The sequence below is a fragment of the Rothia sp. HMSC066G07 genome (genome assembly GCF_001814485.1).
Classification (GTDB): domain Bacteria; phylum Actinomycetota; class Actinomycetes; order Actinomycetales; family Micrococcaceae; genus Rothia.
This window is the reverse complement of the sequence record NZ_KV816927.1, coordinates 26,140-41,766: the sequence shown is the minus strand read 5'-3', so window position 1 is coordinate 41,766 and position 15,627 is coordinate 26,140. Positions and strand designations below refer to the sequence as shown.

The window sequence follows — 15,627 nt, the reverse complement described above, 5'->3', positions numbered from 1 at the left end:
TTAGTACTTACGCTCCTTCGGCTCGTAGCGGGTGTAGACAACGGGCTTGGTTTCGAATCGCAGGCCCTTGACACCCTCAAACTCGGATTCGGGGTCGAGGTAGACCATCGAGTGCTTCATGAAGTTGACATCGTCACGCTTGGGGAAGTCCTCGCGGTAGTGACCACCACGGGATTCCTTACGGTGCAGCGCGCCAACGGACATGACCTTTGCCAGCTCAATCAGGAAGCCAAGCTCAACAGCCTCAAGCAGGTCGAGGTTGAAGCGCTTGCCCTTGTCCTGGATGGAGATGTTCTTGTAACGCTCTTCCAATTCAGCGATGGTTGCCAGTGCTGCGCGGATGGTCTCGTCGGTACGGAACACCTGCATGTCAGCTTCCATAGCCTTCTGCAGGTCTGCGCGGATAGCGCCGACCTTCTCGGTGCCCTTGCCTTCGAGGATGCCGTTGAGCATGTTGAGAACGCGATCTGCTGCGTCGTCCGGAACCGGTACGAACTCAGCGGATGCTGCGTACTCTGCTGCCTTGCGGCCTGCACGCTTACCGAACACGTTGATGTCCAGCAGGGAGTTGGTGCCCAGACGGTTTGCACCGTGGACGGACACACAAGCAACCTCACCAGCTGCGTAGAGGCCGGGGATGGTCTCTTCGCTGTTGCGGTAAACCTCGGTCTCGTTGTTGGTGGGGATACCGCCCATTGCGTAGTGCGCGGTGGGGAACACCGGGATGGGCTGGTGGTGCGGTTCCACTGCCAGGTAGGTACGAGCGAACTCGGTGATGTCCGGCAGCTTCTCGTCGATGTGCGAGGGCTCCAGGTGGGTCAGGTCCAGCAGCACGTAGTCCTTGTGGGGACCGCAGCCGCGGCCTTCGCGCACCTCGTTTGCCATTGCACGTGCCACGATATCGCGGGGTGCGAGGTCCTTAATGGTGGGTGCGTAGCGCTCCATGAAGCGCTCACCGTCAGCGTTACGGAGAATACCGCCTTCACCACGAGCACCCTCGGTGACGAGAATGCCCAGGCCAGCCAGGCCGGTCGGGTGGAACTGAACGAATTCCATGTCCTCCAGGGGCAGGCCTGCACGCAGTGCGATGGCCATGCCGTCGCCGGTGAGGGTGTGGGCGTTGGAGGTGGTCTTGAAGATCTTGCCGCAACCGCCGGATGCGAAGATCACGGACTTAGCCTGGAAAACGTGGACCTCACCGGTTGCCAGGTCGTAGGAGACGACACCGGCGGGGCGGGGCTTGCCCTCTTCGTCCTTGACCAGAATCAGGTCGAGCACGTAGAACTCGTTGTAGAACTCCACATTGTGGCGAACGCAGTTCTGGTAGAGGGTCTGCAGAATCATGTGGCCGGTACGGTCAGCTGCGTAGCACGCGCGGCGCACAGCAGCCTTACCGTGGTCACGGGTGTGACCGCCGAAGCGGCGCTGGTCGATGCGGCCTTCGGGGGTTCGGTTGAAGGGAAGACCCATCTTTTCCAGGTCGAGCACAGCGTCAATAGCTTCCTTAGCCATGATTTCTGCTGCGTCCTGGTCGACCAGGTAGTCGCCACCCTTGACGGTGTCAAAGGTGTGCCACTCCCAGTTGTCCTCTTCAACGTTAGCCAGAGCGGCGCACATGCCACCCTGTGCCGCACCGGTGTGGGAGCGGGTGGGGTATAGCTTGGTCAGTACCGCGGTGCGAACTCGCTGGCCGGCCTCAATGGCGGCACGCATACCTGCGCCACCGGCACCGACGATCACTACATCGTACTTATGTACCTGCATGATGTTCTTTCTGTGTTTTAGATGTTTTCGTTTGTCTCGGATACGTCGCCGTTAGCGTGCCGAGCAGAAGCTGGGGAGCAGTTCAGCCGCTGCGCCGGAGGGGCAGGGGTCGAACGCGAAGATGGTGAGGGTACCAATGAGCAGGACGAATGCGCATGCTGCGAAGAGGATGATCTTCAACCAAGCGCGCAGGCGGTCCTTCTCTGCGTAGTCATCGATGATGACGCGGATACCGTTAGCACCGTGCAGCATAGCCAGCCAGAGCAGCAGCAGATCCCAGACCTGCCAGAAGGGGTTCGCCCACTTGCCGCCCACGAAGCCGAAGTCGATGGCGTGGATGCCGTCGCCGACCATGAGGTTGGAGAACAGGTGACCGAAAATCAGCACGACGAGTACGACGCCGGACAGGCGCATACCCAGCCAAGCGAACATCTCAAAGTTGTTGCGCTTGGAGGAGGAGCGGTTGTACTTCACACCGTCGATGCGGTTGTCACGCAGACGGGGTACATAGGTGCGGGGCTTAAGCGGAGTAGCCATAGTTTAGTGACCTCCCATGTGCGAGAAAACGATCGGCAGGTGACGTGCGGCGAAGCCAGCAACGGTGATTGCCCAGAGGAAAAGCACAACCCAGAGAATCTTGATGTGCGTGTAAGTTGCCTTCTGGCTGATTTCGACGTTGCCGTCCTTGTTCTTCGCCTGGATGTGCTCCACGTGTGAGTTGGTTGCCTTACCCCAGAAGTCAATGAGGATAATGCGGATACCGTTGAACGCGTGGTAGACGATGGCGGCGACAAGCGCGGTCTCACCCAGACCCATGATGGGGTTCTTGTACAGGCTCAGTACGCCGTTGTAGGCCTCCGGGGAGATACGCACGACGGCAGTATCCAGGATGTGTACAAGAAGGAAGAAGAAAATCGCGATACCGGTAATGCGATGAGCAACCCAGGACCACATGCCCCAGCGGCCGCGGTAGAGGGTTCCTTTAGAACCATTCAACACTGAATAACCTCCTGCTGCGACGGCGAGCTTCCGGGTTCTGAGGGGTCATTGTGACCCTCAGCTTCCGGGCACAGCTGTGTGCTCACCGACTGCTTTTGTTCGTCTGTTACTTCCAAGATATCAGGTAAATTCACAGCTTATTGACACCCTGTTTAGGGAATTTTTACAGGTTCTAAAAGTGAATTAGGGCATGTTTTTATTACCATATCGCCTACTTCCCCGTGTTTGTGGGGAACTTACCTTAACCTAACCTCAAACATCGCCTAAATGAGAGCCGCCTGACACTTTTTTGTTAAAACCTAAAAGAATTCGATATATGACAAATTCACCCGCTATTCTTGAAGCGATGAATACTGCACTCACTCGATTCCGCCCGCTCATTCCCGCCGGCGGTGTTGGCTCGCGTTTGTGGCCCCTGTCCCGCGCGCACGCCCCGAAGTTCCTGCTCGACCTCACCTCGTCGGGCAATTCTCTGCTGCGTGACACCTACGACCGTCTCATCGATCTCAGCAACGGTTCCGTCATGGTGGTTACCGGCACTTCGCACGCCAATGCGGTTACCCAGCAGATTCCTGAACTGCGGGCCGCTGACCTGGTACTGGAGCCCTCCCCCAAGGATTCGGCTGCAGCTATCGGCTTGGCTTGCGCCATCATCCACCGCCGCGAACCGGACGCTATTATCGGCTCCTTCGCAGCTGACCACGTCATCAGCCCGGTGGACGAGTTCCACCGTGTGGTGACCGAGGCTGTCATCACCGCGGCAACCGGCAAGATTGTCACCATCGGCATTACCCCCACCGAGCCCTCCAGCGCGTTTGGCTACATTCACGCCAGCGAGTCCCTGGGCATCGAGGGTGCACCCAACGCGCACGCGGTGGACACCTTCGTGGAGAAGCCGGACACCACTACCGCACAGAAGTACCTGGATTCCGGCGAGTACACCTGGAACGCAGGCATGTTCGTGGCACCGGCAGCCCTGATGCTCAAGCACCTCGAGGCGAACGAGCCCGAGCTGTACGCGGGCATCATGGAGATTGCTAACGCATGGGACACCCCCGAGCGCGAGGCCGTCATGGAGCGCGTGTGGGAGACCCTGCCCAAGACCGCTATCGACTACGCTGTGGCTGAGCCCGCTGCGGCAGCGGGCGACGTTGCAATGGTTCCCGGTTCCTTCAGCTGGGACGATGTGGGAGACTTCGACGCTGTGGCACGCCTGAACACCGAGAAGAGCGGCGAAGAGCTGACCATTCTCGGCGAGAAGGATAACGTTATCAACCACGGTTGTTCCGGCATTATTGTCGCGAATACCGACCGCAAGATCTCTATCCTTGGCCTCGACGATATCGTTGTGGTGGACACCCCCGACGCCCTGTTGGTCGCTCCGCGCTCCAAGGCACAGGCTGTCAAGGATGCAGTGGGTGAGGTCAAGGCGCGAGGCTTGAACAACCTCCTCTAAATTTTTGGCTCTGAGTAGGTACATGAGCCTTACTCGAGCAAAAGATACCTCTAGAGACCGGCTCTCTTCTTTTCGGAAGGGAGCCGGTTTTTTATGCCCTGATGAGCCATTTCGCGAGTCGATTCAAGGCTTTCACCTAGTGGGGGCACAAAAGGACACTTCCTTCGGCTGGGCAGGGGCAGAATACCTTACACACCCCGCGCAGATTGCACTTCCAGACTCTGATACGAGCCAAGGATCAACCACTATAGAGAACCATTCTCATGTTAATCTTGGTACATGCACATGACCCGTAAGTTTTTCCTCACCCGTGCCGGCGCACTCGGCGCAGTAGCCGCACTCGCCCTGACCGCATGCGGCTCCCAGACCACCCAGAACGCCCAGACCAGCCCCAGCGCCTCCACCTCTGCAAGCGCAACCCCCGCCCCTATCACCGAAGGCAAGGGCGCGGCAAGCCGCGTCGCCATCACCTACGACGGCGGCGTGCTCGTCTACGACGCCAAGGACATGAAGTTGCTCGCAGACATCCCCAAGGAAGGCTTCCTGCGCCTCTCCGACGCTGGCGATAACCGCCACCTCGTCGTTGCAGACGGTAACAGCTACACCTTCCTGGACACCGGCGTATGGTCCGTAGCGCACGGCGACCACTCGCACTACTACACCACGTCCCCGTCGCTGTCCTCGCTGTCTCTTGCGGCTGACCACACCGGTCACGTCATCAAGGACAACGGCAAGGTCGCGGCATTCGCTGACGGCACCGGCTCCTTCGCCGTGTACGACCCGGCGAAGCTGACCCACGATAAGCGCACCGCTTCCTCCCTGGAGACCACCACCGTCACCCTGCCGCAGCCGCACCACGGCTTCGCAATCCCGCTGCCCAACGACCAGTACCTGGTAGCGGTTGGCGACTCGAAGACCCGCACTGGCGCCGCTGTTGTGGACGCACAGGGCAAGACCGTCATCGAGAGCCCCGCCTGCCCCGGCGTTCACGGTGAAGCCATCGCCAAGGACGGCGCGTTCTCCATCGGTTGCACCGACGGCGCGCTGGTCTACAAGGACGGCAAGTTCACCAAGATCACCAATCCCGAGGACCCGTACTCGCGCTCGGGTAACCAGGCTGGCAAGGCTGACTCCCAGTACGTTCTGGCGGACTACAAGACCGACAAGGACGCTAAGCTGGAGCGCCCCGAGAAGTTCTCCATTATCGACACCGTTGCGGCAACCCGCACCGTCTACTCCCTGCCTTCTGGCGTGAGCTACACCTTCCGTTCGCTGGCTCGCGGCCCCCAGGGTGAGGCGCTGCTGCTGACCACCGACGGCAAGCTGCGTGTCTTCGATCCGGCGACCGGCGCGGAGCTGGGCTCCGTACAGCTCATGGAGGCGTGGACCGAGTCTGAGACCTGGCAGGACGAGCGTCCGGCACTGTGGGTGGACGGTAAGACCGCCTACGTGACCGACCCGGCGACCAAGAAGCTCATTGCGGTGTCCCTGTCGAACCCGGCAGCACCCAAGGAGCTGATGAGCGTGGAGCTTCCGAAGACCCCGAACGAGATTCTGGGTGTCTCCTCCTCGAACGCTGCACCGGTTGAGGCTGAGGCTCACGGTTCTGAGGCACACGGCACTGCTTCATCCTCGGCTTCGGCTGACGCGCACGAGTCCGGCGAGGCTCATGAGGGCCACTCCCACTAGGGCTCTCACGCTGAGATAAACCTAGCGAAAACATAAAGAGAGATGCGACCGATAACTTATCGGTCGCATCTCTCTTTACGTTTATACGCCAGCTACTAGCGCAACGGCAGAACCGTCATCTCTTCCCAGTCCTGCCCGTCATAGGAGTAGCAGTGTAGGTGATCCACGGTGAAGGTGCGCTGCTCGGCGGGCAGAGCATCAAACACCTCACGGGCGTTCGCCACCTGCTCTTCCGTGAGCCCGTGACCCAGGGTCACGTGCGGCACGTAGGGGAAGGACGCCGCGCCGGCACCGAATAGCTCAACCAGCTTCTGGTGAATCTGCTCGAACTCGGCCTTGCCCGCCTCCAGGTTCAGGTACTCCACCTCGGTGACCGGGCGGAAGGAGTGCACCGAACCCCAGCGCGCCTCAAAACGCGGCGTGTCCAGCGCCTCGCGGAACTGCGGGGAGTGCACCTCAGCCATTAGAGACTCGTTCAGCTCCGTCAGGTACACGGTCACGTGGGTGCTGATAGGCGCCACCGCACCACCGGCTACCGCGCGCTTCCACTCTTCCAGGCGCTGAACATTCTCACCGCTCACATGCGCAATAACGCTCAGGTAGCGGTGACCGGGTTTCAGGGTCGGGGATACAGGAGCCGTCGTGGGGCTCGAAGAGTTCTCTTGTGCTGTCATCTCAATCGTGCAGGTAATGCGGCGTCTCAGCCGGACTGGCTGAACAGCGCGCTAGATTGCGGCGGCAGGCAGGAAGCCAACCTTCTTGTACACGTTCTCAATGGTGACCGTAGCGATCTCGCGGGCGGCGGAGGCACCCACGGCCAGCAGGCGGTCCAGCTCAGCGGGGTCGTCCATCAGCTCGAGGGTGCGCTCGCGCACCGGAGCCAGGCGGTCCACCACGATATCGGCCAGGTCGACCTTCAGGTGGCCGTACATCTTGCCCTCGTAGCGTGCCACAATCTCGTCGATGCTCTCGCCGGTCATGGCCGAGTAGATAGAGAGCAGGTTGGACACGCCGGGCTTGGCCTCGCGGTCGTAGGCGATGACGGAGCCGTCGTCGGTCACGGCGGACTTAATCTTCTTCTGGGTAACCTTGGGGGTGTCCAGCAGCTTGATGAGGCCCTTGTCGGATGCCGCCGACTTGGACATCTTCGAGGTCGGGTCCTGCAGGTCGTAAATCTTGGCGGTTTCCTTCAGAATCACCGGCTCGGGCACCACGAAGGTCTCACCGAAACGGGAGTTGAAACGCTGAGCCAGGTTACGGGTCAGCTCCAGGTGCTGACGCTGGTCCTCACCCACGGGCACGCCGTCCACCTGGTAGAGCAGGATGTCGGCAGCCATCAGAATCGGGTAGGTGAACAGGCCCACGGAGGCGTTCTCGGCGCCCTGCTTCTGGGACTTGTCCTTGAACTGGGTCATACGGGAGGCCTCGCCGAAGCCGGTGAAGCAGTTCAGAACCCACGCCAGCTGGGCGTGCTCGGGCACGTGCGACTGCACGAACAGCGGGGTGCGGGTCGGGTCAATGCCGGAGGCGATATACTGCGCCGCGGTCAGGCGGGTACGCTCACGCAGCTCCTCGGGGTTCTGAGGAACGGTGATGGCGTGCATATCCGGGATAAAGAACAGACATTCGTTATTCGGGTCGTCCTGCAACGCCACCCAGTTGTTCACAGCACCAATGTAGTTACCCAGGTGCATCGAATCAGCCGACGGCTGCGCACCCGAGTAGATACGTGCCTTCTGCTGAGAGGCGTTAGGGATGAGGGACTTATCCTGCTTCTTTTCGTCTGCCATAGTTATTTCCTGTGCAGTTCTTCCTGTGCGGTGCTGCGGACGGTGCAGCACATCTTCAAAAACTTATCTGTAGGTGGGTCCGCGTCTTACTCACCGATGCGGTAGTCAACCACGAGCGGCGCGTGATCGCTGAAACGCTCGTCGTAGCTTGCCGCGCGGTCCACGACCGCTTCCACGGCGCTTTCGGCGAGCGCCGGGGTCGCCATGTGGTAGTCGATACGCCAGCCTGCGTCATTATCGAACGCCTTACCGCGGTAAGACCACCAGGTGTAGGGGCCGGGCACCTGACCCGCCAGCTCACGAGCCACATCGCGGTAGCCGATATCGCCGAAGAAGCGGTCAAAGTAGGCGCGTTCCTCCGGCAGGAAGCCGGCACGCTTCTGGTTAGCCTTCCAGTTCTTAATGTCCAGCTCGGTGTGGCCCACGTTCAAATCGCCCACGATGAGCACGTGGTCTGAGTGCTTTGCCAGTTCAGGCATGCGCACCAGCATGCGCTCCAGGAAGCGGTACTTATCGTCCTGCTTCTGGGTGCCGACCTCGCCGGAGTGAACGTAGGCGCTGACCACGGTCAGGGTCTTACCGTTGGGCAGAACGTAGTCCGCCTCAACCCAGCGGCCCGAATCGTCAAAGTACTCTTCGCCAATATTCGAGCGGGTCGCTACCGGCTGGTTCTCCAGAACTTCACCGGCCGAGTTCGGGGTGCGGCGGGTCGCCACCAGCACGCCCGCACGGCCCTTCGCGGCAGCCTCCGCGTGCAGAATATGCCACTGGGATTCGTCCAGCAGCTCACGCACGATAGCGTCGGGGGCGCGCACCTCCTGCAGGCAGAGAATGTCGATGTCACGGCTCGCCAACCACGCCGCCATATCCTTCTTATAGGCGGCGCGGATACCGTTCACATTCACGCTCGCCACGCGAAGCAGACCGCTCGGGCGCGGTGCAGGGGTGTTAGAAAAATGCATAGTCTTAATTATGCCAGTTTGAGGGAAGAGAAATTTTCACTCGTGCGCGTTTTTTCTCTGGCTGAACGGTAAACTATTGGGTGATGAATTCACACTCCTCACAGACCACCGACCACGGTGCCCCCTCACATTCTGCGGGCACCACCGCATCCGAAAGTACCGCTCACAACGCTGAGAGCCGCTACGAGCTACCCCCGATTCCCGGCCCGAAGTACGAGCAGGTCATCCACTACATTGAGCAGCGCTACATTATTCCCGGCAAGCCCGGCGATAAGCTGCCCACCGAACGCATGATTCAGCAGAACTTTGGGGTGAGCCGCCAGACGGTTCGTAGCGCCCTGAAGGTTCTGATTGAACGCGGCCTGCTCTACAACGTGCAGGGCTCCGGCACCTACGTTGCCGAGCGCACCGACGCCACCTACATTCCGCGCGTGGACACCTTCGTTGACGATATGCGCCGCCGCGGTTTTGAGGGGTCCACCCGCATGATTGCGACCCGCTGGGTGGACGCCACCGAAGAGATCTCCACCCACCTATCCGTGCCGGTGGGTGAGCAGGTGCTGTTCGTGCGTCGTCTGCGTCTTGCCAACCACGAAGTCATCGGCTTTGAGCGTTCCTACTTTGTCAAGGCCGCCGCAAGCAGCATCCTGGACGCCATGATGGCGGAGATGTCCGGTGCGATGAGCTCGCTAGACCAGCTTGCCGACACCCCCAACGCGATTAAGCACGCCCGCGTACGCACCAGCGCGGCGCTCTTCACCGACGCCGACGCCGAGGCGTTCAACCACCAGGTTCCCGTGGGCGAGGCGGCGTTCAAGGTCTGCGCGACCGGCTACACCGAAGAAGGTAGCCCCGTAGAGTACGCAGAGACCCTGTACCTTGCCGATGCCTACTTCTACGAGATGATTCTCTAGCACCTGCCTTTTCTCTTGTGATGACAGTGTGAAGGGCGGTGCCCCGGTAGATTGTTCTACCGGGGCACCGCCCTTTTGAGTTATCAGCCCTGAAATGTTGCGAGCCTTACGCCGCCTGACGCTCCGCAGTCTCAACCACGTTCACCAGCAGCTCCGCGCGGGTCATCGGGCCCACACCGCCGGGGTTCGGGGAAACCCAGGACGCCTTCTGCGCAGCCTCCGGGGAGACATCGCCGAAGAGCTTCTTCTTGCCGGTCTCCGGGTCCTCAGCGCGGGAAACACCAACGTCCAGCAGGATTGCGCCGTCCTTGACCTGGTGAGCCTTCAGCACGTGCGGAACACCCACAGCGGCAACAATGACGTCAGCCTCGCGCAGTACCTCGTCCAGGTTCTCGGTACCGGTGTGCGCCAGGGTTGCGGTCGCGTTCACCTCGCGGCGGGTCAGCAGCAGGCCCAGCGGGCGGCCCACGGTAATGCCGCGGCCGAGCACCACAACGTTCTTGCCGTTCCAGTCGATGCCGTGGCGCTTCACCAGCTCAATGACACCGTTGGGGGTGCAGGGCAGCGGGGAATCCAGCGGCTCAGAAACGTTCAGCACGAGCTTGCCGAGGTTGGTCGGGTGCAGGCCGTCAGCGTCCTTCTCGGGGGCGATGCGCTCCAGCACGCGGTTGGTGTCCAGGTGCTTGGGCAGGGGCAACTGCACAATGTAGCTGGTGCACGCCGGGTCGTTGTTCAGCTTGTCGATCTCTGCGTCGAGCTCTTCCTGAGTGATGTCACCGGGCAGGTCCACACGGATGGAGTTAATACCGATCTCTGCGCAGTCGCGGTGCTTAGCGCCCACGTACGAGCGGGATGCGGGGTCGTCACCGACCAGCACGGTACCCAGGCCGGGGGTAATACCCTTAGCCTTGAGCGCCTCGACGCGCTCCTTCAGCTCTTCCTTGATGGCTGCGGCGGTTGCGTTACCGTCTAGAATCTGGGGCATTGTTTTTCCTTCCATAGATTGCGGCGGGTTCGCCGAAACGGACGGTCTGTGTGTTGGGTTCTAGGGTGTGCCCCTAGAGGTACCACTCCCCCGCTACGTCCCTCAACGAATGTGGCGGGTAGAGCAGCAAAAAGTAAGAGGGCGAAATAACCCCGCCCGCTCAGCACCCACAGGGAATGTTGAGCGAACGGGGTCATTCATGGGTCTACCAGTTCTCGCTGCCCTGGTAGAGGGGGTACTTGGCGCAGAGCGCATCAACGCGGGCACGCAGAGCGGCAATGTCCGGGTTCGGCAGCAACACGGAAGCGATAATGTCGGCTACCTCGGTGAAGCCCTCAGCGTCGAAGCCGCGGGTCGCCAGAGCAGGGGTACCGATACGCAGACCGGAGGTCACCATCGGCGGGCGGGGGTCGTTCGGCACAGCGTTACGGTTGACAGTAATACCGGCATCGTGCAGCAGGTCTTCTGCTTCCTTGCCGTTGAGGGCGTGGTTGCGCAGGTCAACAAGCACCAGGTGAACGTCAGTACCGCCGGATGCGATGGAAACGCCGGCGTCCTTCACATCCTGCTGCAGCAGGCGGTTCGCCAGGATCTGTGCGCCCTCAACGGTGCGCTTCTGGCGGTCCTTGAACGCGTCAGATGCGGCGACCTTGAACGCGGTAGCCTTCGCGGCAATCACGTGCATGAGCGGGCCACCCTGCTGGCCGGGGAACACTGCGGAGTCAATCTTCTTCTTCAGCTCCTCGGTGCAGAGGATGAAGCCGGAGCGGGGACCGCCCAGAGTCTTGTGTACGGTGGAGGAGACCACGTGTGCGTGCGGGACGGGGTTCGGGTGCAGACCTGCAGCCACCAGGCCCGCGAAGTGGGCCATGTCCACCCACAGGTACGCGCCGATTTCGTCAGCGATCGCGCGGAACGCAGCGAAGTCCAACTGACGGGGGTACGCGGACCAGCCGGCGATAATCAGCTTGGGGCGCTCAGCCAGCGCCAGTTCACGCACCTGCTCCATGTCAACGCGGCCAGACTCGTCCACGCTGTAGGCGACAACGTTGTACAGCTTGCCGGAGACGTTCAGCTTCATGCCGTGAGTCAGGTGGCCGCCGTGTGCCAGGGACAGACCCATGATGGTGTCGCCGGGGTTCAGCAGTGCATGCATGACGGCGTTGTTCGCCTGCGCGCCGGAGTGGGGCTGAACGTTTGCGTGCTCAGCGCCGAAGAGTTCCTTCACGCGGGAAATAGCGAGGGACTCAACGATGTCAACGAATTCGCAACCGCCGTAGTAGCGGCGGCCGGGGTAACCCTCAGCGTACTTGTTGGTCAGCACCGAGCCCTGGCTTTCGAGGACGGCACGGGGGACGAAGTTCTCGGATGCAATCATCTCGAGGGTGTTCTGCTGGCGCTTGCGCTCCAGCTCAATGGCTTCTGCAACCTCGGGGTCGAGGTCGGCGAGGGGCATCTCGAGGATCTTCTGCTCGGACATTACGCTCCTGGAAGTGTTTTTGCGTTATCTTCGGTCGCTCATCATCGAGGTTTCCGCGGCGTATGCCGGGCGTTCTTCAGGAGGCGGCGGGCGCCTCCAACTGAAAACCCCGAATGAAAAAAATATGAGCTACACCTCATAATACCGTAAAGCCCGCTTTCCTTCGAGAAGGAAAACGGGCTTTACCAAGCATCACGATGAAGTTTTCACGGTGTCTGCGCGAGTCCGGCGCGGGGCGCACAACACACCCCGGCGGGCTTATTGGCGGCAGTTTACGCAGGTCTGTGCGCCCTACGCCTGACGCAGAATAGCGGAAGCGTACTCCAGGTACGCCTCGCGAGCGCTTTCCTTCTTACCGCCAGCCACCAGCTGGGTCTGCACCACGTAACCGGTCAGCACCGACAGCACCGCGGCACCGATAACGGTCAGCCACTCTTCAAGCTCTTCTTCGGTGAAGTCCAGCTCAGCGGCACCCCAGGCGCGGTAGCGTTCCAGGGACTGATCGCGCAGGTAGCTCAGCTGTTCAGACACCACGGTCGCCAGCTGCGGCATTGCCACAGCCTCGCCCCAGGTGACGAGCAGGTGACGGCGAATCTTGGGGGTGTCCAGCACCTTCAGGCACCCGAACACGTAGTCCCAGGGCTGTTCGGCGCGGATGCGGTCGAAGGGCGCCATGTCCATGCGGGCTGCCGCCAGGATAATCTCATCCTTGGAGGAGAAGTGGTTATAAATCGCTCCAGCAGACAGGCCAGTGGCCGCAATAATCTCGCTCATCGAAGCCTTCTGATAACCCTGCTTGATGAAGCATTCGCGGGCGGTCTCTACAATCTGAGAACGCCTGTTCTTTTTGTATTCTTCGCTGACTTTAGGCACACCCTAATCCTAGCGAACTTTTAGCCAATCCGTGCGCATCCTGGTCGCTGTTGACGCGCCCTCATGCGCAAATCCGGCGCAAAATAGAGCAAAAATTCTATAAATACGACTGCCCACAATACGGATGCTCCACCGCAGATGTTCCAACACGAATGTCCCAGGTGGAGAGTATGAAAAAGCGGGGCATCCCAGGCTCACCAGAAGGTTCACCCTAGAATGCCCCGCTCACAGCGGGCAGCTCAGCGCAGGCTGAGCCCGCTACACATTTTTAGTGGAAGAAGTGGCGGGTACCGGGCAGGTACATGGTCACGCCAGCAGCCTTAGCCGCCTCGATAACTTCCTCGTCGCGAATCGAACCGCCCGGGTGCACGACGGCACGCACGCCGGCGTCCAGCAGCACCTGCAGGCCGTCAGCGAAGGGGAAGAACGCGTCGGATGCGGCAACCGCACCGCGGGCACGCTCGTTACCTTCACCGCCGAGAGTGTTCGCGCGCTCCACCGAAAGCTTGCAGGAATCCACGCGGTTCACCTGGCCCATGCCGATGCCCACGGCGGCACCGTTATCGGCAAGCAGAATAGCGTTGGACTTGGGCGAACGCAGTGCACGCCACGCGAACTCGAGGTCACGCAGGGTTGCCTCGTCAGCCGGCTCACCGGCAACCAGGGTCCAGTTCTTCGGGTCGTCACCCTCAGCCTGTAGGCGGTCAGCCTCCTGGAAGAGTGCGCCACCGGAAATGGGGCGGTACTCGATAGCCTCGCGGGCAAAGTTCTCGGGCAGAACCAGCAGGCGCAGGTTCTTCTTCTCACGCAGGATCTCCAGCGCCTCGGGCTCGAAGCCGGGAGCCACGATCACCTCGGTGAAGATGCCCTTGACGGTCTGAGCCATAGCGGCGGTCACCGGGCGGTTAGCGGCAATCACGCCACCGTATGCGGACAGCGGGTCGCAAGCGTGCGCCTTCGCGTGAGCGTCCGCAATCGGGTCAGCCGCGCCGGGGGTTGCCACAGCAATACCGCAGGGGTTGTTGTGCTTGATAACGGCAACAGCCGGCTCGTCGAAGTCGTAAGCGGCACGCAGAGCGGCATCAGCATCAACGTAGTTGTTGTAGCTCATCGCCTTACCGTGCAGCTGCTCCGCCTGAGCAATGCCGGGGGCAGCGGCGGGGTCAACGTACAGGGCGGCACGCTGGTGCGGGTTCTCGCCGTAACGCAGGGTCTCGCTGCGCTCGAAGCCCAGGCCAGCGTACGGGGGCCAGAAGTTAGCGTCCTCATCCTGCAGGAACTGGGATGCAGTCCAGGTGGCCACAGCGGTGTCGTATGCGGCGGTGTGGGCGAATGCGCCGGCAGCAAGGCGGCGGCGCTCGTCCAGGGAGAAGCCACCGTTCTTAGCGGCCTCAACGGTGCGCGCGTAGTCGGCGGGGTCCACAACAATAGCGACGGCGTCGTGGTTCTTCGCGGCAGCGCGAACCATGGAGGGGCCACCAATGTCGATCTTCTCGATGATGGCGTCCTGATCGGCACCGGAGGCAACGGTCTCAACGAAGGGGTACAGGTTCACAACCACCAGGTCGAATGCCTCAACGTCCAGCTCTTCGAGGGTGTCGATGTGCTCCTGCTTGCGGCGGTCCGCCAGAATACCGGCGTGGATGCGCGGGTGCAGGGTCTTCACGCGCCCTTCGAGGCACTCGGGGAAACCGGTAACTTCGGTGACCTCGGTGACGGGTACGCCTGCTGCCGCGATGGTGGATGCGGTGGAGCCGGTGGAGACCAGCGCGACGCCAGCCTCGTGCAGGCCGCGGGCGAACTCCTCCAGACCGGTCTTGTCGTAGACGGAAATGAGGGCGCGGCGCAGGGGCACGCGATCGAGCTCAATGAGAGACACAAATACTCCGATGCTTTAGACGTGCACGCCGGTTCTCGGCGGCACAGCTGGTGGATGGACGTAGCCTGCCCGGATAGACAGGATATGTGTGGGGTATTCCCCGCCGCTGTGCACCTTCCCCTCAGGGGTACTCGGGTGCCACAACGGAACGTGTGTGGGCGGCGGGGTGTGAGCTCGGCTCATTCCGCCGCAAAAATCTAGTGGGCGGAATTAGCTGTCGGATGCAGCGCCGTCAGATGCAGTGCCGTGAGATTCAGCCAGGGATGCGATGGTCTGCACGAGCAGGCGGCGCTCCTGCACCTTAATGCGTTCGTGCAGGGTTTCTTCGGTGTCGTCATCCAGAACGGGCACTGCCGCCTGGGCGAGGATGGGGCCGGTGTCAACGCCCGCATCCACAAAGTGGACGGTCAGGCCGGTAATCTTCACACCGTGCGCTAGGGCGTCACGCACGCCGTGCGCACCCGGGAAGGAGGGCAGCAGGGCGGGGTGGGTGTTAATAATGCGGTTTTTGAAACGCTCGACCAGCTGCGCGTCAACAATGCGCATGAAGCCGGCGAACACAATGTAATCGGGGTTGTAGGAAGCGATCTTTTCTTCCAGCGCGCGGTTCCAGGAGGGGCGGTCGGCGTAGTCGCCGGGCTGCACCAGGAAGGTGGGTACGCCCGCCGCCTGGGCACGTTCAATGCCCAGACAGGGCTTGTCGGCGCCCACTGCCGCAATGTCGAGGGGAAGCTCGCCCGCTGCTACAGCGTCGAGGATGGACTGAAGATTCGTTCCGGAGCCGGATACCATAACCACAATTCGCACCCGACTAGTATAACCCGTCTCACACCCTT

At 61.2% G+C, this 15,627-nt stretch carries 14 protein-coding genes; 3 read left to right on the top strand and 11 right to left on the bottom strand.

Going from position 1 to position 15,627, the window contains the following annotated elements; all coding sequences use genetic code 11:
• The 3 genes from sdhA to sdhC are packed head-to-tail and all read right to left on the bottom strand — an operon-like array spanning position 1 to position 2,763.
• The gene (gene sdhA, locus HMPREF2971_RS05940) at positions 1–1,764 is read right to left on the bottom strand and encodes a succinate dehydrogenase flavoprotein subunit (RefSeq protein WP_049350037.1); all 1,764 of its coding nucleotides are present in this window, start codon (positions 1,762–1,764) and stop codon (positions 1–3) included.
• A 51-nt stretch (positions 1,765–1,815) separates the two neighbouring features.
• Positions 1,816–2,301, bottom strand: coding sequence for a succinate dehydrogenase hydrophobic membrane anchor subunit (locus tag HMPREF2971_RS05935; protein ID WP_049327899.1), 486 nt, complete (start codon positions 2,299–2,301; stop codon positions 1,816–1,818).
• A 3-nt stretch (positions 2,302–2,304) separates the two neighbouring features.
• Positions 2,305–2,763, bottom strand: coding sequence for a succinate dehydrogenase, cytochrome b556 subunit (gene sdhC, locus HMPREF2971_RS05930; RefSeq protein ID WP_005506819.1), 459 nt, complete (start codon positions 2,761–2,763; stop codon positions 2,305–2,307).
• 346 nt (positions 2,764–3,109) lie between these two features.
• Here sdhC and HMPREF2971_RS05925 point away from each other — a divergent pair, with 346 nt between their 5' ends.
• Complete coding sequence (locus HMPREF2971_RS05925) at positions 3,110–4,219, top strand: mannose-1-phosphate guanylyltransferase (RefSeq protein ID WP_049362038.1); 1,110 nt, start codon at positions 3,110–3,112, stop codon at positions 4,217–4,219.
• A gap of 285 nt (positions 4,220–4,504) precedes the next feature.
• Positions 4,505–5,908, top strand: coding sequence for a hypothetical protein (locus HMPREF2971_RS05920; RefSeq protein ID WP_239669164.1), 1,404 nt, complete (start codon positions 4,505–4,507; stop codon positions 5,906–5,908).
• Between the two features lie 95 nt (positions 5,909–6,003).
• Here the strand turns inward: HMPREF2971_RS05920 and HMPREF2971_RS05915 are convergent, their stop codons facing one another.
• The 3 genes from HMPREF2971_RS05915 to HMPREF2971_RS05905 form a co-directional block, all read right to left on the bottom strand.
• Entirely contained in the window at positions 6,004–6,582 is a 579-nt protein-coding gene (locus HMPREF2971_RS05915; protein WP_049362032.1) for a 2'-5' RNA ligase family protein, read from the bottom strand.
• 51 nt (positions 6,583–6,633) lie between these two features.
• On the bottom strand, positions 6,634–7,698 hold the full coding sequence (gene trpS, locus HMPREF2971_RS05910) for a tryptophan--tRNA ligase (RefSeq protein ID WP_049362031.1): 1,065 nt from the start codon (positions 7,696–7,698) through the stop codon (positions 6,634–6,636).
• 86 nt (positions 7,699–7,784) lie between these two features.
• Complete coding sequence (locus HMPREF2971_RS05905) at positions 7,785–8,660, bottom strand: exodeoxyribonuclease III (protein ID WP_005506814.1); 876 nt, start codon at positions 8,658–8,660, stop codon at positions 7,785–7,787.
• Positions 8,661–8,740: 80 nt separating this feature from the next.
• Between HMPREF2971_RS05905 and HMPREF2971_RS05900 the strand changes: the two genes are divergently transcribed.
• A complete protein-coding gene (locus tag HMPREF2971_RS05900) occupies positions 8,741–9,574 on the top strand; it encodes a GntR family transcriptional regulator (RefSeq protein WP_070691890.1) in 834 nt (277 codons plus the stop codon).
• Positions 9,575–9,680: 106 nt separating this feature from the next.
• Here the strand turns inward: HMPREF2971_RS05900 and HMPREF2971_RS05895 are convergent, their stop codons facing one another.
• The 5 genes from HMPREF2971_RS05895 to purN form a co-directional block, all read right to left on the bottom strand.
• Positions 9,681–10,559 (bottom strand): bifunctional methylenetetrahydrofolate dehydrogenase/methenyltetrahydrofolate cyclohydrolase, encoded by an 879-nt coding sequence (locus HMPREF2971_RS05895; protein WP_005508973.1) that lies wholly within the window; start codon positions 10,557–10,559, stop codon positions 9,681–9,683.
• A gap of 205 nt (positions 10,560–10,764) precedes the next feature.
• The gene (gene glyA / locus HMPREF2971_RS05890) at positions 10,765–12,039 is read right to left on the bottom strand and encodes a serine hydroxymethyltransferase (protein ID WP_070691888.1); all 1,275 of its coding nucleotides are present in this window, start codon (positions 12,037–12,039) and stop codon (positions 10,765–10,767) included.
• Positions 12,040–12,330: 291 nt separating this feature from the next.
• Complete coding sequence (locus tag HMPREF2971_RS05885) at positions 12,331–12,912, bottom strand: TetR/AcrR family transcriptional regulator (RefSeq protein ID WP_049341495.1); 582 nt, start codon at positions 12,910–12,912, stop codon at positions 12,331–12,333.
• 268 nt (positions 12,913–13,180) lie between these two features.
• Entirely contained in the window at positions 13,181–14,791 is a 1,611-nt protein-coding gene (gene purH / locus HMPREF2971_RS05880; protein ID WP_070691886.1) for a bifunctional phosphoribosylaminoimidazolecarboxamide formyltransferase/IMP cyclohydrolase, read from the bottom strand.
• Between the two features lie 210 nt (positions 14,792–15,001).
• Positions 15,002–15,583 (bottom strand): phosphoribosylglycinamide formyltransferase, encoded by a 582-nt coding sequence (purN, locus tag HMPREF2971_RS05875; RefSeq protein ID WP_049352241.1) that lies wholly within the window; start codon positions 15,581–15,583, stop codon positions 15,002–15,004.
• Between the last annotated feature and the right edge of the window lie 44 nt (positions 15,584–15,627).